Below are 22,947 nucleotides of genomic sequence, written 5' to 3' on the forward strand. Positions count from 1 at the left end.
AAGCCCGCCAAAAGGCGGGCTTATTATGTGGTTTCTCTATAATGCTTTCTTATAGCCCATCATATGATTGGTCAGTGCGTCTATGTTCAGTTCAAAAATCAAACCATCCTGTTTCTCACGTTCCAGCACGTTGCGTATAAAAGAAGTCTGTCCAACCACATGATTTTCCTTTTGCTCTATGACAGTCAGATTCTCCACGGATATAATTTCGTCCACAACAATTCCCCACTTTGTCCCGTCCAGCAGCAGCACCATTTCCTTATACACCGAAGAACGGAAGACATCCTTTGTCTCATCCAGCAGCTTCAGTATGGCAGGCATATAATTCTGCTTCACATCCTCAAGGATATGGTTCCGGCACTTATCAAGCTCACATGTGTTCTCACTGGTTTCTGCGCAATGTTCTATATTATCCGCTGCCATGTGCAGCCTCTTATGAGGATCGTCAATCTTTCGCAAATGGAAATTGACCACATTGTTCTCCGATGTAAAACTGTCATACCATCTTCCAAGGGCGCACTGGTGCGGGTCTCTTCCAAGTAAAAAGGGAGTCCCTGCCGTGACAGCCGTCTCCAGTTCATTTACCCATTTAATGTGGTCCTGCTTACGGGCATCTATCATCTTCTCAAAGTCCCTGCATTCTTCTGCCAAAGACTTGAATCCAAATGTAGTGCGTAAATCTAACATCTGAATCACCTGATTGCGATAACGAAACATCCCTGTCACAGTTTCCGGACTCTCAGGTATCTTATCATATTGCGGAAGCTGAACTATCGTGGATATGCATTCGCTGCTTACACAATAGTACGTGTCCACTAATTTAAATACAATATAAGGATACTTGATTTCTTTACTCATAATGTTTTTTGTCGCCCCCCCATTCACTTTTATTTTATTGTAGCACTTCTTGCTGCAAACTACAATTATATTAAAAATATAATTACAAAAAGTGCTAATGTAACCACCATGTTTTGCCGATATATAAATAAGCGGGAATCATTATAAATGATCTCTCAGAATCTTGATGGTTCATGCTGATAAAAAGGGAGCCTGAAAGCCTGGATTTTACTGGCTCAGAGATTCCGGGATAATATTATAAATCCGAGGAGGATCATTATGTGTAAAAAAATGAAACAATCTACCTTGATACTGTTGTTAAACGGCGTAACAATTCTGGCTTTGTTCTTTATGGTATTCTGCCTTGTGTGTTACAGCCGGATAACCACGAAACTTAACACCGCAAACAAATACCGCTATGAACTCACCTACAATGCCAATCGTTTTATGAACGGCTCATCTTATCTCACCAATGAAGTAAGGGCCTATGCTGCCACCGGCAATCAGGAGCATTATGATAACTACTGGAATGAAATTAATCACCTTAAAAACCGTGATATAGGCGTAGAAAAGATGAAGGAAATTGGTATTACTGCAATCGAGCAGTCCATGATTGACGAGATGTCCAATCTTTCCAACACCCTTGTTCCTCTGGAAGAAAACGCCATGAAGAATGTAATGGCCGGCAATGAAGCTGCTGCCATAGACTATGTATATGGGAAAGAATATGAATCCTCCGTGGCGAAGATTAACCAGATAAAGTCGGATTTCCTTGCAACTCTGGACGATAGAACTTTAAACGAGGTGAACCGGCTTACCGGTGTCAGTTATATCATATTCTGTTGTTTTGTAGCTGTGGTTTTTATGATAGTCGTTCTTCAGATTATAACCTTCCGGTTATTAAAAAGCAGGCTTTTGAAGCCCGTTGTGGAGATTAAAGACCAGATGTATGAAATCGCATCCGGCAACCTGTCCCACCCGTTTAATCTGGAACCGGATACATCTGAAATTGGTATGCTTGTTAACTCCATTCACAGCACCAAGACTGAGTTGAAAAAATACATAGAGGATATTGCCAACAAGCTGTCGCTGATTGCTGAAGGAGATATGAACCAGACCATAGATATCCAATACCTGGGTGAGTTCCTTCCTATTCAGAAATCACTCATCAGAATCCTGGATTCCCTGAACGATTCTCTTCAAAAGATACATATGACAGCAAACGAAGTGTCCTTGGGCTCTGACAATGTGGCCGCCAGTTCCAGCATCGTATCACAGGGCGCCTCCGAGCAGGCTGCGGCAGTGGAAGAGCTGTCCGCTAATGCAGAAGAAATTTCCTCTCACTTAGACCGCATTGTAAATAAAGCTGAATCTGCAAAATCCTGTTCCACTGAGGCCGCCCGGCAGCTGATGATAGGAACCCGGCAAATGGAAGAACTTTCGGAAGCAATGGGTGTAATATCCGGCTCTTCCAATCAAATCAGCGGAATTATCAAGACGATTGAAGATATCGCGTTCCAGACCAATATACTGGCTCTTAACGCTGCCGTGGAGGCTGCCAGGGCCGGGGCTGCCGGAAAAGGCTTTGCAGTCGTTGCAGATGAAGTGCGCAACCTGGCCGCCAAGAGCTCGGAAGCCGCCCAAAATACAACTGTGCTCATTGAAAATACGTTGAAATTGGTTGAGAAGGGTGTCACATTAACAGGTAATACCATGGCCACTCTGAAACAGGTAGGCAAGGGAGCGATGGAATCAACGGACATGGTGGATGAAATTGCAGCCGCGTCTGCAAGGCAGCAGGAAATCCTGTCTCAGTTCACCGAAAGCATTCATCAGATTTCAGAAGTAATACAGTCGAATATGAATACTGCTGAAACTACCTCAACCGCTTCCGAGGAACTGCGGGAGCATGCCAGGAGCCTTGAAAGCGCCATTAATCAGTTTAAACTCCGGCAGTAGCATAATTCTCCGGTATCCGTTGTATTTATGAACCTTATTATTTTCATAAAAATGCCGATAAAATTACTATAAGCTTTTTTGGGTGTGAAAATATGACAGTTTAAAGGAGTGGGGATTATGAAAAGTATACGTATGAAAATCGTTGCATGCATGCTTATTGCCATACTGACCTCTTTGGTTATAGTGGGCGGAATAAGCGCGTGGCTCAACTACACCAGTACAATTGACACACTGGGGCAGACCATGACCGAGATGGCTGACACGGCTGCGGAACGTATTGAAGAGGAACTGAATGCATATAAAAACATTGCATATGTCACAGGCTGTATCCCAACGCTTTCTGACCGGACAGCCACAGTGGAGGAAAAGCGGGCTGTTGTTGAGAACCAGGCCCTTTCCCACGGACTTCAAAGAGGTAATATAATCGGTTTGGACGGAATCAGTATCCTGGACGGCAATGACTACTCTGACCGGGCCTATGTAAAATCTGCCATGAAGGGGGAGACTGCGGTGTCGGAGCCGTTAGTCAGTAAGATAACGGGCCAGCTGAGCATCATGGTATCAGCTCCAATCTGGGAGGGCGGAGTTCCTGGAAAAAAGGTTGCAGGGGTGGTGTATTTTGTACCGAATGAGACATTTTTAAATGATATAGTGGCCTCTCTTCAGGTTAGTCCCAACGGCAGCGCCTATATCCTTAATAATGCCGGCTACACAATTGCCCATAAGAATATGGACAATGTAAAAAACAGGGAAAACACGCAGGAAGATGCAAAAACAGATAAAAAACTGAAGGACCTGGCTGCCCTGGAAGTCCGCATGACATTGGGAGAATCTGGTTTCGGGCGTTATGAATACGGGGGAAGCAGGAAGTTCCTGGCCTTCTCACCGATCGAAGGCACGGAGGGCTGGAGCCTTGCAATCAATGCGCCCACAAAAGATTTTACCCAGTCCACGGTTAACGGTATTATAATTACAATCATACTCATGGTGGTATTCCTGGCAATATCCTCCTATATGGCCTACAGGCTGGCCAGACAGATCGGAGAGCCGGTAAAGGACTGCGCCCAGCGGTTAAGGCTGTTGGCAGAGGGGGATTTGGATACACCTGTTCATGAGATACATACCGGGGATGAGACACAGATACTGGCTGATTCGGCCAGAACCCTTGTCCAGGGTTTCCGGCTTATGATTCAGGATATGGATGAAATGCTGGCAGAGATGTCAAGAGGCAACCTGACTGCGGATTCTAAATGTGAAGAAGCATATGTGGGGGGCTACAGGGGACTTCTGGATTCTGCCAGAAAACTGAGTGCACAGCTGAGCGACACCCTGCGCCAGATTAACCAGTCAGCGGATCAGGTGTCAGCCGGGGCAGAGCAGGTATCAGCCGGCGCCCAGGCCCTGTCCCAGGGAGCGACGGAACAGGCCAGCGCCATTGAGGAACTGGCTGCTACGATTAACGATATATCCGGGAAAATCATAGCAACTGCCGACAGAGCCGGGGATGTCCACAGTCAGAGCAGCGAGACCGGAAGGGAAGTGGAGCAGTGCAATGAACAGATGCTTGAATTGGTAAATGCGGTCAGGGACATAGGCGAGAGCTCTTCACAGATCGGAAAGATTATAAAAACCATTGAGGATATTGCGTTCCAGACCAATATCCTGGCCCTGAACGCAGCGGTTGAAGCTGCGCGGGCCGGTACTGCAGGCAAAGGCTTTGCGGTGGTGGCGGATGAGGTGCGGAATCTGGCAAGCAAAAGTGCGGAAGCATCCAAAAGTACATCTGTTTTAATCGAAGGTTCTGCCCGTTCCGTGGAAAAGGGTATGAAAATCGCGGACGAGACAGCAGCATCCTTACAAAAAGCAGTGATTTCCACTGAAAATACGGTAAAGGCGGTGGATAAGATAACAGAGGCCACGGCAGAGCAGTCCCAGGCCGTCTCCCAGGTGACGCAGGGGGTGGATCAGATATCCAGCGTGGTCCAGACCAATTCTGCAACAGCGGAAGAAAGCGCGGCTGCCAGTGAGGAATTGTCAGGGCAGGCAGTGATACTTAAGGAACTGGTGGGGCAGTTTAAAACCAGGTAGTTGTCTGGGCCATGACAGATATAAGCAGGAATACAGGACATCTTACAGAAAGCCAGCCGGTTCTTCCGGCTGGCTTTCCGGTTATACTTGCAAAACAAAAGAGGGTGAGTTAAAATAAGAAAGAAAACTAAATGACGCAAAGAAAAAAACACAGTCCCGGCCGGTAGTCCGGGCGCAGTAATAATCTGTCAGTAACCTGCCTCCTCGGTTGTCCGTTCTTTGCTGTAAAAAGCGAGGAGTGTTTTTTATGCAAAAAAGCAGACTGACAGTTTATTTCAATGGTACCCTGTGGATTGGAGTGTATGAACGTATTTCGGATGGCCGGTTGGAGGCATGTAAGATCTTATTTGGAGCGGAGCCCAAAGATTATGAGGTCTGTCAATTTCTGTTGCAGAACTGGAATAAACTCCGGTTTAGCCCGCCTGTAGATATTGAGAAAAAGACGGAGAGTAAGATTAATCCAAAACGAATGCAGCGCATGATCAAAAAACAGCTTGAATCAAAGGGAACCGGTACCAAATCCCAGCAGGCCCTGAAATTGCAGCATGAGCAGATAAAGACAGGCAGGAAGGCGGTCAGCAGAGAGAAAAAGGAAGCGGAGGCCAGACGCCAGTTTGAACTGAAACAGCAAAAAAAGAAAGAAAAGCACAGGGGCAGGTAACACTGCCTCTGTGTTTTTAAAAACCAAGAAAGTGAGGGTTGCCATCCATGAAAATAGACCGACTCATCGGTATCCTGTCTATCCTGCTCCAGCGGGAAAAGGTAACCGCCCCCTATCTGGCGGAAAAATTCGAGGTGTCCCGGAGGACCATCAACCGGGATATAGAGGATATCTGCAAGGCCGGAATCCCTCTTGTTACCAGCCGGGGACCCGGTGGAGGGATTTCCATTATGGAGGGATACAGCATGGACCGTACCCTGATTACGTCCGGGGAAATGGATGCAATCCTGGCAGGCCTCAGAAGCCTTGACAGCGTATCAGGGTCAGCCAGATACCGTCTGCTGATGGACAAGCTGGCCCTTGGAAAGCAGGATTTGATAAGCAGTGACAGCAGTATTCTCATTAATCTCTCGTCCTGGTACCGGCAGTCACTGGCGCCTAAAATACACCTGATTCAGGAGGCCGCAGAAACACGTCGTCACATACGTTTTACTTACTATTCGCCCATGGGGGAAACCAGCCGTACAATAGAGCCGTATCTGCTGGTATTCCAGTGGTCCTCCTGGTATGTGTGGGGATTCTGCCTGATGCGCCAGGATTACCGGCTGTTTAAGCTGAACCGTATGGTGGATTTGGAATGCTGCCAGGAGGTCTTTGATAAACGTATCCTGCCGCCTTATGAAAATGAGGCGGACCGTCCTTTCCCCATCCGTTTTCTGGTAAAAGCCCGGTGCAAGCCTTCCATTAAATGGAGGATTGTAGATGAATTTGGCCCGGAGACTCTGGAGGAACTGCCGGACGGTGATTTTATGTTTACAGCCGGATACTCGGACAAGGAAAACCTGTTCTGCTGGATACTGAGCCTGGGAGACCAGATTGAGCTTTTGGAGCCCTGCGAATTCCGCGGGGAGCTTGCAGAGCTGGGACGCCGTGTCTATGAAATTTACAGATAGATACCAGAGCAGTCTGTAAACATGACAAACAGATGTCCTGTTTCCTGCGGTAAAATGAGTTCATAAAACATGACGTACGCCGTGTGTAAAGTGCTGAAACACAGCATCTAAGTGCTCATAGCAAGGAGGAAGGATGATGGAGAATATTGTGGCATGCTGCGGATGTATCTGCAATGAATGTCCTTATTACCAAAAGGAATGCGGGGGGTGCCCAAAGATACAGGGAAAACCATTCTGGCTGGAATACACAGGGGAGGAGCGGTGCAGTATATACCGGTGCTGCGTGGAGGAAAAGAAACTGCCCCACTGCGGCAGATGCAGTGAACTCCCGTGCAGCCGGTATGACCAGCAGGACCCCGCCAGGACGCCGGAGGAAAACGCGGCAGGCTTAAAAAAGATGCTGGAAGTACTCCGGTCCCTGGATTGACAGATTACATATCAAACAAGGAGGACCCAATATGGCTTCCAGCCTGGAATATGTTCAGTATGTAGCTGCGCAGTTAAGCGGCGCAGGTGCCATTTCCTATAAAAAATTATTTGGCGAGTATGGCCTGTGGTGCGGGGGAACGTTCTTTGGAACGGTAGAGAACAACCAGTTTTATATAAAGGTGACAGAAGCAGGACATAAGCATCTCCCGGAAGCAGAACCGGTGGCACCTCATGGCGGCCGTCCGGGAATGTATCTGGTGGAGGAGCTGGATGACAGAGAGTTTCTGACCGCCCTGGTCCTGGATACCTGCAGTCAGCTTCCGGAACCGCCCCAGCCAAAGCAATCTGTGTCAAAGCCATCCCAACCAAAATCAGGGAAACGAAAATCTTAAAACCAGAGCCGGGAATGTAAAAAATATCCGGAAAAAACAGCAGCCCATGTCACCGAAGGAAAGTGATACCGGGCTGCTGTTTATGGTTCCCGCAGCGTCCCTGCAGGTTTATGGTTCCCGCGTATGGTTTCCGCGAAAATAAATACTTCCACAATCCCGTATTTTATACTATAATAAAATAGTATGACGAAAATTATAATATATTAGGAGAAGATACATATGGAAAGAAAAGTAGGAACAATCTCGAGAGGAATCCGCTGCCCGATTATCCGTGAAGGGGACAATCTTGCTGAAATCGTGGTGGACAGCGTTTTGGACGCAGCGGAAAGCGAAGGCTTTGAGATCAGGGACAAAGATGTCATTTCCGTGACAGAGTCCGTGGTTGCCAGGGCTCAGGGCAATTATGCTTCCATTGATGCCATTGCAGAGGACGTGAGGGCAAAGCTGGGCGGAGAGACCATCGGGGTCATTTTCCCGATTCTGTCCAGAAACCGTTTTTCCATCTGCTTAAAGGGAATTGCCAGAGGAGCAAAGAAGGTGGTGCTGATGCTCAGTTATCCCAGCGACGAGGTGGGGAATTCCCTGGTATCCTTAGACCAGGTAGACGAGGCCGGCATCAACCCTTACAGCGATGTGCTGGATTTGAAGCGCTACAGGGAACTGTTCGGGGAGAATAAGCACCCGTTTACCGGAGTGGACTATGTGTCCTATTACTGCCAGCTGATTGAAGAGCAGGGCGCAGAGGCCCAGGTGGTATTTGCAAATAATCCCAGAGAAATCTTAAATCATACCAGGAAGGTGCTGACCTGTGACATCCATTCACGTATGCGCACCAAGCGCATCTTAAAGGAGGCAGGAGCCGAGGTGGTATGCGGCATGGATGATATCCTGAATGCCCCGGTGGACGGAAGCGGCTGCAATGAAAAATACGGCCTTCTGGGCTCCAACAAGTCAACCGAGGACACCATTAAGCTGTTCCCGCGGGATTGTATGGATTTGGTGAACGATATCCAGAAAAAAGTCCTGGACCGCACAGGAAAGCATGTGGAAGTTATGGTATACGGCGACGGCGCGTTCAAGGATCCGGTTGGGAAAATCTGGGAGTTGGCTGACCCGGTGGTATCTGTTGCCAATACAGAGGGACTGGAAGGCACGCCAAACGAAGTAAAATTAAAATATCTGGCTGACAATGATTTTAAGGATCTGTCCGGAGAAGCCTTAAAGAATGCAGTTTCCCAGAGAATCAAGGAAAAGAAATCCGATCTGGTGGGCGACATGGCATCCCAGGGAACCACGCCCAGAAGGCTTACCGACCTTATAGGCTCTCTGTGCGACCTTACCAGCGGTTCCGGCGATAAGGGAACACCGGTTATCCTGGTTCAGGGATATTTTGACAACTATACAAACTAAGCCATAAAAAAAGAGACATGGAGGGCTGAAGGCTTTTATTGAGCGTTCAGCCCTCGTTTTAGGAGGTTACAATGGGAAAATTAAAACTTGGAATCCTGGGCAATGGCTATCTGGCCGATATTATAGTGGAAGCCGGCCTGAAGGGAATGCTGGATGAATATGAGCTGGTGGGAGTTTTGGGCAGAACCAGGGAAAAGACAGAGCTTCTGGCAAAAAAAGGCGGGTGCCGGGCATGCAGCACCATAGACGAGCTTCTGGCGCTGGCCCCTGACTATGTTGCGGAGGCAGCTTCGGTCCAGTCGGTCAAGGACTGCGGAGTGAAGATTCTGGCATCCGGTGCCAGTATGATTGTGCTGTCCATCGGAGCGTTTGCAGATAAGGAATTTTATGGACAGGTAAAGGAAACAGCTGCCGTCCATGGAACCAGGGTGTACATTGCATCCGGTGCAGTGGGAGGTTTTGATGTGCTGCGGACCATATCCCTTATGGGACAGGCAGAGGCAGGCATCAGGACCAAAAAGGGACCAGCATCCTTGAAGGGAACCCCGCTTTTTGAAGAGCGCCTGATGGAGGACACACAGGAGAGCCACGTATTCCATGGTAATGCAAAGGAAGCCATTTCACTCCTTCCCACCAAGGTGAATGTGGCTGTGGCCTCATCCCTTGCGACCGTGGGTCCGGAGGATACCCGTGTGGATATATACAGCGTTCCGGGCATGGTTGGGGATGACCATAAGATTACATCCGAGATAGAAGGCGTGAAGGCTGTTGTGGATATTTACTCCAGTACCAGCGCCATTGCCGGCTGGAGCGTGGTGGCGGTTTTGCAGAATATTGTATCACCCATTGTATTTTAGGAGGAAATGGACATGTTTAAAAAATTAGTGGCAATAGAGCCTGTGAACCTGGTTTCACAGGCAGAGGAGGAGCTGCGCGGGTATGCAGGGGAGATAACATTGTATGAAGATGTTCCGTCCGGTGATGAGGAAATCATCCGGCGCATCGGGGATGCGGACGCAGTGCTGGTAAGCTACACATCCAGAATCAGCCGCTATGTAATTGAGAGCTGTCCCTCTATCCGGTACATTGGCATGTGCTGCAGCCTCTATTCGGAGGAAAGCGCCAATGTGGACATTGCCTGCGCCAGGGAACGGGGCATTACAGTGCTTGGAATCAGGGATTACGGAGACAGGGGAGTGGTGGAATACGTGCTCTGCGAGCTGGTGCGTTTCCTTCACGGCTTCGACCGGCCCATGTTTCGGGATATGCCGGTTGAAATCACGGATTTAAAGGTGGGTATCATCGGAATGGGCGTGTCGGGAGGAATGATAGCGGATGCCATGAAATTCATGGGAGCGGATGTGTCCTATTACAGCCGTTCCAGGAAGCAGGACAGGGAAGACCAGGGGCTGGTTTACAGGCCTTTAAAGGAACTGCTGGCCCGCAGCGAGGTGGTCTTTGCCTGTCTGAATAAGAATGTGATTCTGCTTCATGAGGAAGAATTCACACAGCTGGGACAGGGAAAAATCCTGTTCAATACCTCCATCGGACCTGCATTCGACCTTCCTGCCCTGAAAACATGGCTGGATCAGGGAAATAATTATTTTATCTGTGATACAGAGGGCGCGCTGGGAGACAGCACCGGCGAACTGATTCGCCATCCGGGCGTATTCTGCGCCCATATCTCTGCCGGAAGAACAAAGCAGGCCTTTGATTTGCTCAGCAAAAAGGTGCTGGATAATATCCGTACATATCTGAACCAGCAGTAGATGGAACCGGCAGACGGATGAAATGGTATGAATAAAATAAACATATAAACAGGAAAACCGCCCTGCCGGAATAGTTCTATTCTGACCGGGCGGTTTTCCCTTACGTTTCCTGCTCATCAAATTTAAAATCGCATTCCTCCAGGTTTCTGCATATTTTTTCCATAGTGCCGCAGAATGCTTCCATCTCATCCTGATCCAGTCCGTTCCATATAACCTCATCCACCATCTCCAGCACCTTGCGTACCCTGCGGGCCTCTGCGGCACCATCGCCGGTGAGGCATATCAGATAGGATCTGCGGCATCCCGGATCCTTTTCCCTTACCAGGTAGCCGGATTCCTCCAGACGGTCCAGGGAGCGGGACATGGTGGTTACATCCATATGGCAGAGATCTGACAGTTCTTTCTGGGTGATATGGTCCCGGGCCAGCAGTACATCCAGGATGCGGGCGTGGCCCTGGCCGAAGGTAAGGCCGATCCGGGTGAAATGGGGCTGCATCAGATGTTTCCTTGCCCTTTCCGCCCTCACCAGAAGGCGGCGCACTTGCTCTTGTTTCATCATGGTTCATGTTTCCTTTCTCTATTCCAGTTCAAACTGGCCTGTGTACAGTTTATAATACCGTCCTCTCTGGTCAATCAGTTCTTCGTGGCTACCGCGCTCTATGATTTCTCCCTTTTCCAGCACCATAATGGCCTTGGAGTTGCGGACCGTGGACAGCCTGTGGGCGATGACGAAGACAGTGCGCCCGTCCATCAGCGCATCCATACCCTTTTCAATGAGTTTTTCCGTCCGGGTGTCAATGGAGCTGGTGGCCTCATCCAGAATCAGCACAGGCGGGCGGGAGATGGCTGCCCTTGCAATGGCCAGGAGCTGGCGCTGGCCCTGGGACAGGTTGGCGCCGTCGCTGTGAAGGGGCGTGTCATATCCCTGGGGCAGCCGCCGGATAAAGGAGTGGGCATTGGCTACCTTGGCCGCGTTTACCACGTCCTCGTCTGTGGCATCCAGCCGTCCGTAACGTATATTGTCCGCTATGGTTCCGGTGAACAGGTGGGTATCCTGGATTACCATGGAAAGGGAACGGCGCAAATCGTCCTTTTTAATGGTTCTTATGTCAATGCCGTCATAGGTTATGGTTCCCTGCTGTATTTCGTAGAAACGGTTTACCAGATTGATGATGGTGGTCTTTCCGGCGCCGGTGGAACCCACAAACGCGATTTTCTGCCCCGGTTTCGCATAAAGGCTGATGCCGTTCAGAATGGTTTTCTCCGGCGTGTATCCGAACACAACCTGGTCGAAACGCACATCCCCCTTAAGGGGAATGAGACGGAAGCCGGACTGGGAGCCGGTATGGGGCTCTGCCATATCAGCCGGACCTTCGTGCGGCACCTTCCAGGCGAAACAGTGGGTGAATTCCCTGCATTCTTCCCAGCCGCCCTGGTCGTTCCTGCGCACATTACACAGCGTCACAGTGCCTTCGTCCAGTTCCTGGATCTCGTTCATCATATCAAAAATACGTTCGGCTCCGGACAGGGCAGCCAAAAGAAAGTTAATCTGCTGGGTAAACTGGTTCATGGGCATGGCGCTCTGGCGCACATACACCAGATAGGACGCCAGGGTCCCCAAATCCGTTAACCCTGACAGGACGAACAGGCCGCCCACACAGGCTGACAGGGCATAGTTTACATAAGACAGGGCCACAATGGTGGGAACCGTCATGCCGGAATAGGTCAGGGCCCTGGTGGCCGCTGTCCGGAACGCCTCGTTGCGGCGGCAGAATTCCTCGTAGTCCTGCGCCTCATGGTTAAACACCTTTTCCACCTTCTGTCCGGCCACCATCTCCTCCACAAAGCCGTTGATGCTTCCCAGGTACTTCTGCTGCTGGATAAAATACTTCCTGCTCCTTTTTCCATTATAACGGATGAACAAAACCATGAGAAGCAGAAAAACCATGACAATGAGGGAAAGACGCCAGTCCAGCACCAGCAGCATGGTGATGGTCCCTGTTATGGTTATGAAGCTCTGTATCATCATGGCAAAGCTGTTGTTAAGGGCTTCGCTGATGGTATCCACATCGTTGGTAAAACGGCTCATCAGCTCCCCGTGGGTATGGGCGTCAAAGTAGGTCAGGGGAAGGCGCTGGGTGTGCCGGAACAGGTCGGAGCGGATTTCGCTCACCACCTTCTGGGAAATATGGACCATCATCTGATTGTAGGCATAACAGGAGAGTGCGCCGCACAGGTACAGCCCTCCCATGACCAGCAGCATGTTTACAAGCCCCGGTATGTCACCCGGGAGAATGAAACGGTTGATGACTGGTTTTAACATGTATGTTCCTGAAATGCTGGACAGGGCGCTGACTGCCACCAGGAGGGCGATGACCAGCATATACCACTTGTGCCGGCCCAGGTAGCCGAACATCTGCTTTAAGGTCCGTCCGGTATCCTTGGGACGGTTATAATTTGCTATTCTTGCCATTACAGATTCGCCCCTTCCTGCTGAGAATGATAGATGTCCTGATAAATCTGGTTGGAAGCCAGCAAGGTTTCGTGGCTGCCGACCGCGTTCACCCGTCCGTCCTCCAGTATGATGATTTGGTCTGCGTGGGCAACGGAGGATATGCGCTGGGCAATGATGATTTTAGTTGTATCCGGCATGCTCTTTGCCAGTCCATCCCGGATTTTGGCCTCTGTGGCCGTATCCACGGCGCTGGTGGAATCATCCAGAATCAGCACCCTGGGAGACTTTAGGATGGCCCTGGCAATGCAGAGTCTCTGCTTCTGTCCGCCCGACACATTGACGCCTCCCTGGCCCAGCTCTGTTTCATATCCCCGCTCCAGGCGGTCGATGAATTCATCCACGCAGGCAATGCGGCAGGCCTCCTCGATTTCCTGGTCCGTGGCTGTTTCCCTGCCCCAGCGCAGGTTATCCTTTACTGTCCCGGAAAACAGGGTGTTTTTCTGGAGCACCATGGCGATGGAATCCCTCAGTCCTTTAAGGGAGTATTCCCGGACCGGGCGGCCGTCTATATAAACAGTGCCCTTGGTGACATCATAGAGCCTGGGAATCAGCTGCACCAGCGTACTCTTGGCAGCGCCTGTCTGGCCAATGATGCCCACGGTCTGTCCCGGCTTTATATGGAAGGAAATGTCTGAGAGCACATATTCGGCAGCCTCCTGATTGTATTTAAAGTACACATTCTCAAACCGGATATCACCGTGCTTTACTTCCAGGGTGCTGGACGCATCCTCCCTGATGTCGATTTCCTCATCCATGACCTGCGAGATACGCTTCCAGGAAGCCAGGGCCCTGGTGGTCATAAGGAACACATTGGAGAACATCATCAGGGAATTTAAAACCTGCATCACATAGCTCAGGAAACCGGTGAGCTCGCCCACCTTCACGCCACCTATGGTGACCAGCCTGCCTCCGAACCACAGGATGCACAGGATGGTGGAGTACATGACTAACTGCATGGCCGGCATATTGAGGACTGCCAGGCGGAAGGCTTTTTCCGCTGTGAACTGCAGATTGTAATTGACCTCCTCGAATTTCTGAATTTCATAATCGCCCCGGACATAGGATTTCACCACACGGATGGCGGTCAGGTTTTCCTGAATGATGCGGTTTACCATGTCGATGGCGCCCTGCATCACACTGTACAGGGGGCGCACATGGCTGATGATGAAAAACAGCAGCACACCCAGAACAGGGGCAGCCACCAGAAACACCAGTGCCAGCTGCGGATTGATGTAAAAGGAAGCGGCCATGGCGGTGAGCATCATGACCGGTGAGCGGAAAGCGGGCCGCATGCCTGTGGCAACAGAGTTTTGTATGGTGGTAACGTCGCTGGTAAGGCGGGTCACCAGGGAAGAACTGCTGAAATGGTCTGTGTTGGCAAAGGAAAACTGCTGCAGCTTTGCAAACTCCGCCTTGCGGATTTCGGCCCCCAGTCCCTGGCCGCAACGGGCCGAGAACATGGCGGAGCCCTGGCCCAGCACAAGGGAGATAAGGGCAAAGAGAACCATCTGCAGCCCCTTCATCAGGATATAATGGCGGTCCCCGGTGGCTACGCCCACATCCACAATGGAAGCCATGACCAGCGGGATGATTAATTCAAACACGGTCTCGGCTTCAATACAGAAAACAGCCAGGACCGCGTCCCTTTTGTAAGGCTTCAGATAAGATAAAAATTCCTTCATTCCGGAATCCTCCTTCATTGAACTGTAACATAAGTTACATAAGTCAAATAAATGCATTCGCAACAATTGCACATACAACTATTGTATGCTCATGTGTTGAAAATGTCAATTGTGTTGTGATATACTTTTAGATATGCGTAAGAAGGTAGTTGAGAATGTATTTGAGAATGTAATGGGAAATGTAATACAGACCTAAGAAAAAGAGGAGAAAAACATGAGAAGGATGATTTCTGTGCCGCTTATACTGGCGGCTGCCGCAGCTCTGTCTTTCCTGCCGGTACAGGACTGCCTGGCCTATGGGCCGGGAGACAGCTGGTATTATGACCATTACCGCAGGGGCGGCCCCGGTGTGGAGTATGATTATGGGACTGCGCCGTCAGGGACCTATGATTACGGCGGCCCATCAGCGCCTCAGGGCAATGCCCAGGTTACCACAGATAATACGGTCAGGGCTTACCCCGGCTTTAATACCAATGTGCCGGATACGTCCACGGCCCAGTTTGATCCCGGATACTGGTGGGATCCCAATGATGATGACTGGGATGACTGGGACGACTGGGATGATGACGACTGGTGGTATTACAATGGAGGGCCCGGGGTCCAGTACGGCCAGGGCTGGAGATACAGTCCGGGGGGCTGGTGGTTCCAGCTCTGCGGCGGCAGCTGGCTGTCCGGGGGCTGGCAGCTGATACATAACCGCTGGTACCGCTTTGACCAGAACGGATATATGCTGACGGGATGGTTCACGGACAGCGACGGAAACCGGTATTATCTGAATCCTCTGGATGACGGCACTCTGGGCATGATGCGCACGGGCTGGCAGATGATAGACGGACAGCTTTATTATTTCAATACCCAGTCCGACGGTACCATGGGACGGCTGTTTGTGAATACCACAACCCCGGACGGCTATGTGGTGGGAGCGGACGGGGCTTTGGTCCGGTAGCTATTCCAGGGGCCGGACACTGTCCTGCTCGATCAGTTCCACAGGGGTCAGTACCTTGACGGTCAGCACCTCATAGTCGTCAATCTGCTGAAACAGCAGTCTGGACGCTGTCTGGGCCATAAGGGGCGCATGGATTTCCACGGTGGTAATCTTGGGCATGGAGTATTTTGCCTGGTCCGAGTTGTCGTATCCGATGACGCTGATGTCATCCGGAACCCTGAGGCCGGCCTGGTGGATGGCCTGGATGGCCCCCAGGGCCAGACGGTCGTTAAAGGCCACCAGGGCAGTGGGATAGACGGTGTTTTTGGCCAGCATCTGCTCCACGGCAGCCAGCCCTGCCTCAAATTCCCAGGAAGTGCCGCCCAGGCAGAATTCATTTTTTAAGGATAGCCCGGCCTCCCGCAGGGCTGTCACGCAGCCCCGCCAGCGCTCGTTGTTGGTGGTGTAGCGGCTGTTGCCGTTGATGATGCCGATGGATTTGTGTCCCCGTTCAATGAGATACCGGCATGCGGTGTAGGTCCCGCTGAAGTTGTCGGACAGAATGGACGGCATGCGCTCATAGTAACTGTTTATCAGTATGGAAGGAATCCTTAACTCCAGGGCCCGGTCCAGATGGCGGTGGGACACGTTGCTTACAAAGAAGATGCCGGAAAATCCATTGGCCTGCACCAGTTCGTCGAAATGATCCGTCTCGTCCAGGGTGGAGTAAACCAGGGTATACCCCAGCTTCTGGCATTCCTTTTCCGCACGGTAGAACAGCTGGGAATAAAAGGGCTGGGTAATGCGGGAACTGTTGTTATCCCCTCTTGGAAGAAGGAAGGCAATGGGGCCGTTCCTCCGCTCCGGGCGCAGCACGGGACGAGACTGAGTCTGTTCCTGGTCCGGCCTCCACACCACCACGGTCCCCTTACCGGCCCTCTTTTCAACCAGCCCGTCATCCACCAAAAGCTGGAGCGCCTTGCGGACCGTTGTCCGGTCCACCTGGTATGTCTCTCCAATCTCGCGTTCCGAGGGAAGCAGGGCGTCCCTTAAATACTCACCGTTCTGTATTCTGTCTTTTAAATCCTGATACACCTTTTTATATAAAAAAGTCTTGCTTTCTTTCTGGCTTGTTTTCTGGCTCACAATGGTTCCTCCGTTCTTTTACATACCTCATGTTGTATTTTTTATATTATCACGGAACCCATGAAATCACAAGCCGGAACCTGCCATAAGCCGTAGCCTGCCGTAAGCCGGAACCTGCTGTCTGCCGGTTATTCAGCCATGGCCTTTTCAAAGGCATCTCTCATGAGCTGCTCCGTCAGAGGGCAGGGGTTGCAGGTAATATGGCCTGTGGTCTTTTTCACTGTCTCAATGATGAAATCCATATCAGGAGTTTCTGTGATGTAGGGAGCCAGGGAAACAGGGGCGTTGATTTCCCTGCGTATTTCCCTGACGCGGCGGATGGCGTTCAGGGCGTTTTCGCGGTCCGTACAGCCTGCTTTGGAAACGCCCAGGGCCTTTGCCACATTGGCGTATCTGGACTCGGCGTAATCCAGGTTCAGTTCCATGGAGCCGGGAAGGAAGATGGAGCAGGCATCGCCGTGAGGGATTTTGTACATTGCGCCCAGGGGCTGCGCCATGATATGGGCAATGCCGATTCCGGCAGTTATGGCAAGCCCTCCCAGATAGCTGCCCAGCATCATATTGCCCCTTGCTTCCAGGTCCCCGGGATTCTGGCATGCATCTTTCAGGCTTTGGTTGATAAGCTCGATTGCCTTCAGGCCGTACATCTCGGTCAGGGGGCTGGCATTGAGGGAAACGTAGGATTCAATGGCGTGGCTCAGGGCATCCATGCCGGTTGCGGCCGTTATCTTTGCCGGAAGACCTGTGGTGAGGGAGGGATCCAGGATTACAATGTCCGCAATCATGGTGGTGTGGTAAAGGCTCTTTTTCAGACCGTTGTAGTTGTTGAGCACAACGCTTGTCTTAGTTGCCTCGGCTCCTGTGCCGGAGGTGGTGGGAACAGCGATGAACAGGGGAGGAACAGCGGTTACCTGCTTTCCGTTCATCTGGTAATCCTCCACATTGCCGCCGTTCACGGCCAGCATGCCGATGGCCTTGGCCGTGTCAATAACGCTGCCGCCTCCAAGAGCCAGGGTGCAGTCACAGTGCTGGTCCAGGAAAATGTCCCTGCCTCCGTTAATCATGTGCAGGTCCGGCTCTCCTGCTACCTTGTCATAGCATACATGCTCAATGCCCGCTTCAGTCAATGCCCGGGCTATCCTTATGTAACTGTCCGCGCTGCTGCTGTAGGCGGCAAAAAATACCTTCCTGCACCCGTACCATTTTAAAAGTCCGGGAATTTCACTGATTTTGTTTTCTCCAAAAATGACCTGACGATTGTTCACGATTTCAAACATAATATGAATCCTCCTGCTGTATGTTTTGTTGTTTACATGGTTAAAAGATACATGTAGGTAATGAATGTAAAAATGTTATGGGATAATAATACAACATGTTGTATTTGATTATGCCTTAATAATAAACCTGCAAATGAGAAAAGTCAATAGTAAATTGCGAAAAAAAGCAAATAAAACTACAACTGGTAGTATGAAAGCAATTTACATTATTAAGGAAACAATACAGTTTCTATAAAAAATCTGAAAAAACCCTTGTAAAAACATACAACATGTGCTATTATTTGAGGCAAGAGGGGATAGTATAAAAGTAAAACATACAACAAGTTGTATCAAAACAACTGACAGGAGGAATATTTCATGAGAAAGAGATATCTGCTGGCCATGGGTTTGCTGGCCATGGGACTGGCCTGTAGCGGATGCTCCAAGAGCAGCGGACAGCTGGACGGGGGAATCATAAGAATCGCTTACAATCAGGCGCCCACCCATCCTCATTACCAGGCGCTGGAACGCGCAGGGGAGAGGTTTAAGGAGGCCACCGGTGGGAGATATGAGTTTTTGATTTATCCCAATGAGGTGCTGGGGGACCAGAGAGCCACCCTGGAGCTGATACAAAACGGGGCAATCCAGATGGCCATTGTCAATAACGCCATGGTGGAGAATTATAACAAGGATTTTTCAATCCTGGGACTTCCTTATATATTTGATTCCCAGGAACACCAGAAGGAAGTATTTACCTCCGGCATCCTGGATCCGCTGTTTGAGTCCACCAAGGAAGAGGGCTTTGAGGTCATGGCGGCCTACACCGCTGGATCCAGGAATGTGTATACCGGCAAACCCATTGAGACGCCGAAAGACCTGGACGGCATGAAGATACGTGTTATGGAATCGCCTACCATGGTTGCAATGATGAAATACATGGGTGGTGTGGGAACCCCCATGAGTCAGGGCGAGGTGTACACAGCCATTCAGCAGGGGGTTCTGGACGGCGGCGAGAACAATGAGATTACATATGTGGACCTGAAGCATTATGAGGTTGCTCCTGTATTTTCCAAAACCCAGCATGTGATGATACCCGACCTGGTGATTGCGGAAAGCGCATATCTGGAGCGCATGAAGCCGGAGGATCGGGAGCTTCTGACGCAGATCCTGGAAGACTCTGTGGAGGATGAGTTTAATCTCTGGAATGAACAGATTGAGACGGCCAAGGAATCTGCCAGGGAACATGGAGTCACCTTTGTGGATGTGGATATCAAACCGTTCCAGGAAAACTGCAAAAAGCTTCATGAGGAGGCCACCAGCGGTTCTGTCTTTGGGAAGGAACTGTACGACGGGATTCGGGCGCTGGCCAGATAGATGAGGATATAACAGGAGGATATGACATGGAGAAGATGAAGAAACTGTTTGACCGGGTCCTGGAAGTGAGCTGTATCGCCCTTATGTCGGTGATGACCATTCTGGTCACTTATCAGGTGATTACCCGCTATATTTTCAATAAGCCCAGTGCTGTCAGCGAGGTGCTGGCAAGGTATATGTTTGTGTGGATGGTGCTTTTGTGCGCTGCCTATGTGTTTGGATTAAGGGAGCATATGAACATTCCCTTTGTAAAGGACAAGCTTCCGCCCCGGGGAAGAATCGTGTGCGACATTGCAGGAGAAATCATCATTGCCCTGTTCGGACTGGGAGTGATGGCAGCCGGAGGCTATATGGGCGCAGTGCGCCAGATGGGCCAGATGGATTCCGCCCTCCAGGTATCCATGGGAATTATTTACGGAGCCATCCCGCTCAGCGGAATCAGCATTGTGTTTTATTTTTTCTACAATGTCACGGCACTTATGAAGGAATTTAAAAACACGGCGTGCAGTAAGGAGGAAGCGTAATGGATGTTGCTGTTATAGCAGGAATTATAATGATTATTTCGGTGGTTGTCATGCTGGTAATGGGCGTGCCCATCGGCATCAGTATCGGTATGTCGTCGGCGCTGGCCATGATTACCATACTTCCCTTTGGTCCGGGCATCGTGACCTGCGCCCAGAAGATGTTTACCGGTGTAAACTCATTTTCACTGCTGGCCATCCCCTTCTTTATCCTGGCCGGCAACATTATGAACAACGGCGGCATTGCCATACGGCTGGTTAACTGTGCAAGGCTTATCAGCGGACGCCTGCCCGGTTCCCTGGCTCAGACCAATATTGTGGCCAATATGCTGTTCGGCGCCATCAGCGGAAGCGGAACAGCCGCAGCCGCAGCCATCGGCGGCACCATGGCTCCTATTGAACTGGAAGAAGGATATGACAAGGATTATGTGGCTGCGGTCAATATTGCGTCAGCCCCCACCGGACAGCTGATTCCGCCAAGCAACACGCTGATTGTGTACGCCACTGTGGCGGGAAGCGTATCCGTGGCAGCCCTGTTCATGGCAGGTTACATACCGGGCATTGCCTGGGGTATTTCCCTGATGTTTATTGCGGGATACATGGCAAAAAGGAGGGGGTACGTGTCAACCTTTTCCGTGACTCCCAAAGAAGCGCTCAAGGTGCTGTGGGATGCCCTGCCCAGCCTGCTCTTAATTATCATTGTAATCGGCGGTATTCTGAAAGGCGTGTTTACTGCCACGGAAGGTTCTGCCATCGCGGTGGTTTATGCCCTGATTTTAAGCCTTTGCTACCGCTCCCTGAAAATAAAAGACCTGCCGTCCATTATATTGAGTTCCTGCAAGACCACCTGTATTGTTATTTTTATGATTGGCGTGTCATCCATCATGTCATGGGTCATGGCCTATACCATGATTCCCACTGCCATTGCCAACGCCATGCTGTCCCTCAGCAGCAATAAGTATGTGATTCTGCTGCTGATGAACGTGATTCTCCTGGTGGTGGGAACCTTTATGGACCCGACGCCGGCCGTGCTGATTTTTACGCCTATTTTCCTGCCCATCTGCCAGAGCTTTGGCATGGACCCGGTGCAGTTCGGCATCATGATTGTATTTAACCTGTGTATCGGCACCATTACACCGCCGGTTGGGGTGATTCTGTTTACGGGGTGCAAGGTGGTGGGAATATCCATTGAGGGCGTAATTAAGACACTGCTTCCCTTTTTTGCGGCCATTGCAGTGGTGCTTCTGCTGGTAACCTATGTGCCGGCCATGTCCATGTGGATTCCGTCCATGCTGGGACTGGTGAAGTAGCGGATATTTGTTATGAAACAGGTATGGGATTGACACAATAAAATGGAGGATAAATAAAAATGAACGATTGTTTTTACTGTGAAAATGGAGAGAAATTAAACAGCCTGATGATTGAGGTGTGCAAACTGGACTATTCCACGGTGTACCTGAACCGTGACCAGAAGCATAAGGGAAGATGCATTGTGATGTTTAAGGACCACAAGACAGAGTATTTCCAGCTGACCGAAGAGGAAAACAGGGGATATTTTGCAGAGCTGGCAAAGACAGCCCAGGCTGTCTGGAACCTGTATCATCCTGATAAAATCAATTATGCCACTTTTGGGGACGGCGTGCCCCATGTACATGTACACGTGGTTCCCAAATACAAGGGCGGACTTCAGTGGGGAGAGGCGTTCCATGATGATGTGGAGAAAGTGCTTCTCTCGGAGGAGGAATATCAGGAGATGGCAAAAGCGCTGCGGGAAGAGATCTGTAAGCCTGCATAATCCCCTGTGAAAAACAGAAAACCCCGGCGCCTGTGGCAAGCAGGCGCCGGGGTTTTCTGTTTTTGTCGTATGGTAACTTTAAGACCAGAAGCAATTTTTTCTTTTGTATCCTTATTTATATGGTAACTGTATGGTAATCCGTTTCTTTTGTATTTTGGTTCAATGCCTGGGAGCCGTTCCATCCGGTATGTGTGTGTGATGGAGTGTAATGCAATATTGGAATTTCGTGCGGCTTTTTGCCGCCCTTTAGGTTTATGATTGTATGTTCCGGAATCCCTGTCCCCTGGGGCTTTCGCGGCTGACCGTTCCTGCCCCGGCATCTTTCTTTCATCCGTTCATAATGTTAATGCAGGGCGGGGCTTTTTTATTGCAAAAAAAAATTGCCGCTTATTGCCAGTGTTCATAATATGTGATAATATAAAGGTTGTTTTACAGAAAAGAGGATACAATCATGTTACAATATCTAATTGTGTGCCCGTTGGTGTTCCTGGCCGGACTGGTGGATTCCATTGCAGGCGGCGGCGGGCTTATTGCTCTGCCCGCATATCTCATTGCAGGGGTGCCCGCCCATGTGGCCCTGGGTACCAATAAACTCAGCTCAGCCATGGGCACCACTGTTTCCACGGCCCGGCTGGCAAAGCACGGTTTTCTCAAAGGAAAGGTGCTTATGGCGGTGTGCTCCTCGGCGGCCGCCCTTATGGGTTCGGCTCTGGGCGCCCATCTGGCCCTCATGGTGCCGGAATCCGTCATCAAGCACATGATGATTGTGGTGCTGCCCGTTGTGGCGTTTTACGTGCTCAGGAACAAGGATATGGGAGCCAGGGACAGGACGGAAGACATTTCCAGAAATAAGGTATTTGCCATCTCCATGGCGGCGGCCTTTTGTGTGGGGGGATATGATGGCTTTTACGGACCCGGAACAGGAACCTTCCTTATTCTGATTCTCACAGGGGCTGCCGGGATGGACGCCCGCAGCGCCTCCGCCCAGACAAAGGTAATCAATCTTTCCTCTAATATAGCGGCCCTGGTGACCTTTATTGCCACCGGAAATGTTTACTACCCGCTGGGGCTTACAGCAGGCGTGTGTTCCATTGCGGGACACTACATCGGGGCAGGCATGGTGGCCCACGACGGCCAGAAGGTGGTCCGTCCCGTGGTACTGGCGGTGCTTGGGGTATTGTTCATTAAAATAGTAAGCGGCACATAAGCGGCCCGTAAACAGCACATAGGAAATA

General features: G+C 50.5%; 21 protein-coding genes. 15 read left to right on the plus strand and 6 right to left on the minus strand.

Features of this window, described 5'->3' with window-relative positions:
* Positions 1-36: 36 nt before the first annotated feature.
* Positions 37-858 carry a chemotaxis protein CheW gene (locus LI015_RS01760; RefSeq protein ID WP_117626676.1) on the minus strand — a complete coding sequence of 274 codons (822 nt, stop codon included), beginning with the start codon at positions 856-858 and terminating at the stop codon, positions 37-39.
* 258 nt (positions 859-1,116) lie between these two features.
* Here LI015_RS01760 and LI015_RS01765 point away from each other — a divergent pair, with 258 nt between their 5' ends.
* The 9 genes from LI015_RS01765 to LI015_RS01805 all read left to right on the plus strand — a co-directional run bounded on the left by LI015_RS01765 (position 1,117) and on the right by LI015_RS01805 (position 10,498).
* Positions 1,117-2,796, plus strand: a complete 1,680-nt coding sequence (locus tag LI015_RS01765; protein WP_117626677.1) for a methyl-accepting chemotaxis protein — start codon at positions 1,117-1,119, stop codon at positions 2,794-2,796.
* Positions 2,797-2,913: 117 nt separating this feature from the next.
* Positions 2,914-4,884 carry a methyl-accepting chemotaxis protein gene (locus tag LI015_RS01770; RefSeq protein ID WP_118017698.1) on the plus strand — a complete coding sequence of 657 codons (1,971 nt, stop codon included), beginning with the start codon at positions 2,914-2,916 and terminating at the stop codon, positions 4,882-4,884.
* Positions 4,885-5,131: 247 nt separating this feature from the next.
* A complete protein-coding gene (locus tag LI015_RS01775) occupies positions 5,132-5,545 on the plus strand; it encodes a YjdF family protein (protein ID WP_117626679.1) in 414 nt (137 codons plus the stop codon).
* Between the two features lie 47 nt (positions 5,546-5,592).
* Complete coding sequence (locus LI015_RS01780; protein WP_002571808.1) at positions 5,593-6,498, plus strand: helix-turn-helix transcriptional regulator; 906 nt, start codon at positions 5,593-5,595, stop codon at positions 6,496-6,498.
* A 136-nt stretch (positions 6,499-6,634) separates the two neighbouring features.
* The gene (locus LI015_RS01785; protein WP_117626680.1) at positions 6,635-6,925 is read left to right on the plus strand and encodes a DUF3795 domain-containing protein; all 291 of its coding nucleotides are present in this window, start codon (positions 6,635-6,637) and stop codon (positions 6,923-6,925) included.
* Between the two features lie 31 nt (positions 6,926-6,956).
* Positions 6,957-7,319, plus strand: coding sequence for a TfoX/Sxy family protein (locus LI015_RS01790; protein WP_227123880.1), 363 nt, complete (start codon positions 6,957-6,959; stop codon positions 7,317-7,319).
* 219 nt (positions 7,320-7,538) lie between these two features.
* A complete protein-coding gene (locus LI015_RS01795) occupies positions 7,539-8,729 on the plus strand; it encodes a coenzyme F420-0:L-glutamate ligase (protein WP_002567810.1) in 1,191 nt (396 codons plus the stop codon).
* 71 nt (positions 8,730-8,800) lie between these two features.
* Positions 8,801-9,586 carry an aspartate dehydrogenase domain-containing protein gene (locus LI015_RS01800; protein WP_002567809.1) on the plus strand — a complete coding sequence of 262 codons (786 nt, stop codon included), beginning with the start codon at positions 8,801-8,803 and terminating at the stop codon, positions 9,584-9,586.
* Between the two features lie 12 nt (positions 9,587-9,598).
* Entirely contained in the window at positions 9,599-10,498 is a 900-nt protein-coding gene (locus tag LI015_RS01805) for a D-isomer specific 2-hydroxyacid dehydrogenase family protein (RefSeq protein WP_002567808.1), read from the plus strand.
* Positions 10,499-10,598: 100 nt separating this feature from the next.
* Here the strand turns inward: LI015_RS01805 and LI015_RS01810 are convergent, their stop codons facing one another.
* From LI015_RS01810 to LI015_RS01820, 3 genes are read right to left on the minus strand one after another with little or no spacing between them, the layout of a single operon-like run.
* Positions 10,599-11,057 carry a MarR family winged helix-turn-helix transcriptional regulator gene (locus tag LI015_RS01810; protein ID WP_002567807.1) on the minus strand — a complete coding sequence of 153 codons (459 nt, stop codon included), beginning with the start codon at positions 11,055-11,057 and terminating at the stop codon, positions 10,599-10,601.
* 18 nt (positions 11,058-11,075) lie between these two features.
* The gene (locus tag LI015_RS01815; protein WP_118017704.1) at positions 11,076-12,971 is read right to left on the minus strand and encodes an ABC transporter ATP-binding protein; all 1,896 of its coding nucleotides are present in this window, start codon (positions 12,969-12,971) and stop codon (positions 11,076-11,078) included.
* On the minus strand, positions 12,971-14,695 hold the full coding sequence (locus LI015_RS01820) for an ABC transporter ATP-binding protein (RefSeq protein ID WP_002577921.1): 1,725 nt from the start codon (positions 14,693-14,695) through the stop codon (positions 12,971-12,973). The genes LI015_RS01815 and LI015_RS01820 overlap by 1 nt, the downstream gene beginning before the upstream one ends.
* 214 nt (positions 14,696-14,909) lie before the next feature.
* Between LI015_RS01820 and LI015_RS01825 the strand changes: the two genes are divergently transcribed.
* Positions 14,910-15,641 carry a hypothetical protein gene (locus LI015_RS01825; protein ID WP_002571812.1) on the plus strand — a complete coding sequence of 244 codons (732 nt, stop codon included), beginning with the start codon at positions 14,910-14,912 and terminating at the stop codon, positions 15,639-15,641.
* Here LI015_RS01825 and LI015_RS01830 read toward each other — a convergent pair whose 3' ends face one another.
* Both LI015_RS01830 and LI015_RS01835 read right to left on the minus strand, forming a co-directional pair.
* Positions 15,642-16,766, minus strand: a complete 1,125-nt coding sequence (locus tag LI015_RS01830; protein ID WP_227123883.1) for a GntR family transcriptional regulator — start codon at positions 16,764-16,766, stop codon at positions 15,642-15,644.
* Between the two features lie 128 nt (positions 16,767-16,894).
* Entirely contained in the window at positions 16,895-18,043 is a 1,149-nt protein-coding gene (locus LI015_RS01835) for an iron-containing alcohol dehydrogenase (RefSeq protein WP_002571814.1), read from the minus strand.
* Between the two features lie 357 nt (positions 18,044-18,400).
* On the opposite strand from LI015_RS01835, the gene LI015_RS01840 reads away from it, so the two are divergent.
* From LI015_RS01840 to LI015_RS01860, 5 genes are all read left to right on the plus strand, one after another.
* Entirely contained in the window at positions 18,401-19,396 is a 996-nt protein-coding gene (locus LI015_RS01840) for a TRAP transporter substrate-binding protein (RefSeq protein WP_021895306.1), read from the plus strand.
* Between the two features lie 26 nt (positions 19,397-19,422).
* The gene (locus LI015_RS01845) at positions 19,423-19,920 is read left to right on the plus strand and encodes a TRAP transporter small permease (RefSeq protein WP_002571816.1); all 498 of its coding nucleotides are present in this window, start codon (positions 19,423-19,425) and stop codon (positions 19,918-19,920) included.
* Positions 19,920-21,227 carry a TRAP transporter large permease gene (locus tag LI015_RS01850; protein WP_227123885.1) on the plus strand — a complete coding sequence of 436 codons (1,308 nt, stop codon included), beginning with the start codon at positions 19,920-19,922 and terminating at the stop codon, positions 21,225-21,227. Before LI015_RS01845 ends, LI015_RS01850 begins: the two co-directional genes overlap by 1 nt.
* A gap of 59 nt (positions 21,228-21,286) precedes the next feature.
* Entirely contained in the window at positions 21,287-21,712 is a 426-nt protein-coding gene (locus tag LI015_RS01855; protein WP_002571818.1) for an HIT family protein, read from the plus strand.
* A gap of 451 nt (positions 21,713-22,163) precedes the next feature.
* Entirely contained in the window at positions 22,164-22,919 is a 756-nt protein-coding gene (locus LI015_RS01860) for a sulfite exporter TauE/SafE family protein (RefSeq protein ID WP_227123886.1), read from the plus strand.
* The last annotated feature ends 28 nt before the right edge of the window (positions 22,920-22,947 follow it).

This window comes from Enterocloster sp. 210928-DFI.2.20, assembly GCF_020554465.1.
Lineage (GTDB): Bacteria > Bacillota > Clostridia > Lachnospirales > Lachnospiraceae > Enterocloster > Enterocloster bolteae.

Bases quoted from the DNA above. Each gene is read 5' to 3' on its own strand.
- LI015_RS01760 (WP_117626676.1), bottom strand. From the start codon at position 858: ATGAGTAAAGAAATCAAGTATCCTTATATTGTATTTAAATTAGTGGAC.
- LI015_RS01855 (WP_002571818.1), top strand. From the start codon at position 21,287: ATGAACGATTGTTTTTACTGTGAAAATGGAGAGAAATTAAACAGCCTG.
- LI015_RS01815 (WP_118017704.1), bottom strand. From the start codon at position 12,971: ATGGCAAGAATAGCAAATTATAACCGTCCCAAGGATACCGGACGGACC.
- LI015_RS01825 (WP_002571812.1), top strand. From the start codon at position 14,910: ATGAGAAGGATGATTTCTGTGCCGCTTATACTGGCGGCTGCCGCAGCT.
- LI015_RS01835 (WP_002571814.1), bottom strand. From the start codon at position 18,043: ATGTTTGAAATCGTGAACAATCGTCAGGTCATTTTTGGAGAAAACAAA.
- LI015_RS01845 (WP_002571816.1), top strand. From the start codon at position 19,423: ATGGAGAAGATGAAGAAACTGTTTGACCGGGTCCTGGAAGTGAGCTGT.
- LI015_RS01860 (WP_227123886.1), top strand. From the start codon at position 22,164: ATGTTACAATATCTAATTGTGTGCCCGTTGGTGTTCCTGGCCGGACTG.
- LI015_RS01850 (WP_227123885.1), top strand. From the start codon at position 19,920: ATGGATGTTGCTGTTATAGCAGGAATTATAATGATTATTTCGGTGGTT.
- LI015_RS01775 (WP_117626679.1), top strand. From the start codon at position 5,132: ATGCAAAAAAGCAGACTGACAGTTTATTTCAATGGTACCCTGTGGATT.
- LI015_RS01805 (WP_002567808.1), top strand. From the start codon at position 9,599: ATGTTTAAAAAATTAGTGGCAATAGAGCCTGTGAACCTGGTTTCACAG.
- LI015_RS01840 (WP_021895306.1), top strand. From the start codon at position 18,401: ATGAGAAAGAGATATCTGCTGGCCATGGGTTTGCTGGCCATGGGACTG.
- LI015_RS01820 (WP_002577921.1), bottom strand. From the start codon at position 14,695: ATGAAGGAATTTTTATCTTATCTGAAGCCTTACAAAAGGGACGCGGTC.
- LI015_RS01800 (WP_002567809.1), top strand. From the start codon at position 8,801: ATGGGAAAATTAAAACTTGGAATCCTGGGCAATGGCTATCTGGCCGAT.
- LI015_RS01770 (WP_118017698.1), top strand. From the start codon at position 2,914: ATGAAAAGTATACGTATGAAAATCGTTGCATGCATGCTTATTGCCATA.
- LI015_RS01785 (WP_117626680.1), top strand. From the start codon at position 6,635: ATGGAGAATATTGTGGCATGCTGCGGATGTATCTGCAATGAATGTCCT.
- LI015_RS01795 (WP_002567810.1), top strand. From the start codon at position 7,539: ATGGAAAGAAAAGTAGGAACAATCTCGAGAGGAATCCGCTGCCCGATT.
- LI015_RS01810 (WP_002567807.1), bottom strand. From the start codon at position 11,057: ATGATGAAACAAGAGCAAGTGCGCCGCCTTCTGGTGAGGGCGGAAAGG.
- LI015_RS01780 (WP_002571808.1), top strand. From the start codon at position 5,593: ATGAAAATAGACCGACTCATCGGTATCCTGTCTATCCTGCTCCAGCGG.
- LI015_RS01790 (WP_227123880.1), top strand. From the start codon at position 6,957: ATGGCTTCCAGCCTGGAATATGTTCAGTATGTAGCTGCGCAGTTAAGC.
- LI015_RS01765 (WP_117626677.1), top strand. From the start codon at position 1,117: ATGTGTAAAAAAATGAAACAATCTACCTTGATACTGTTGTTAAACGGC.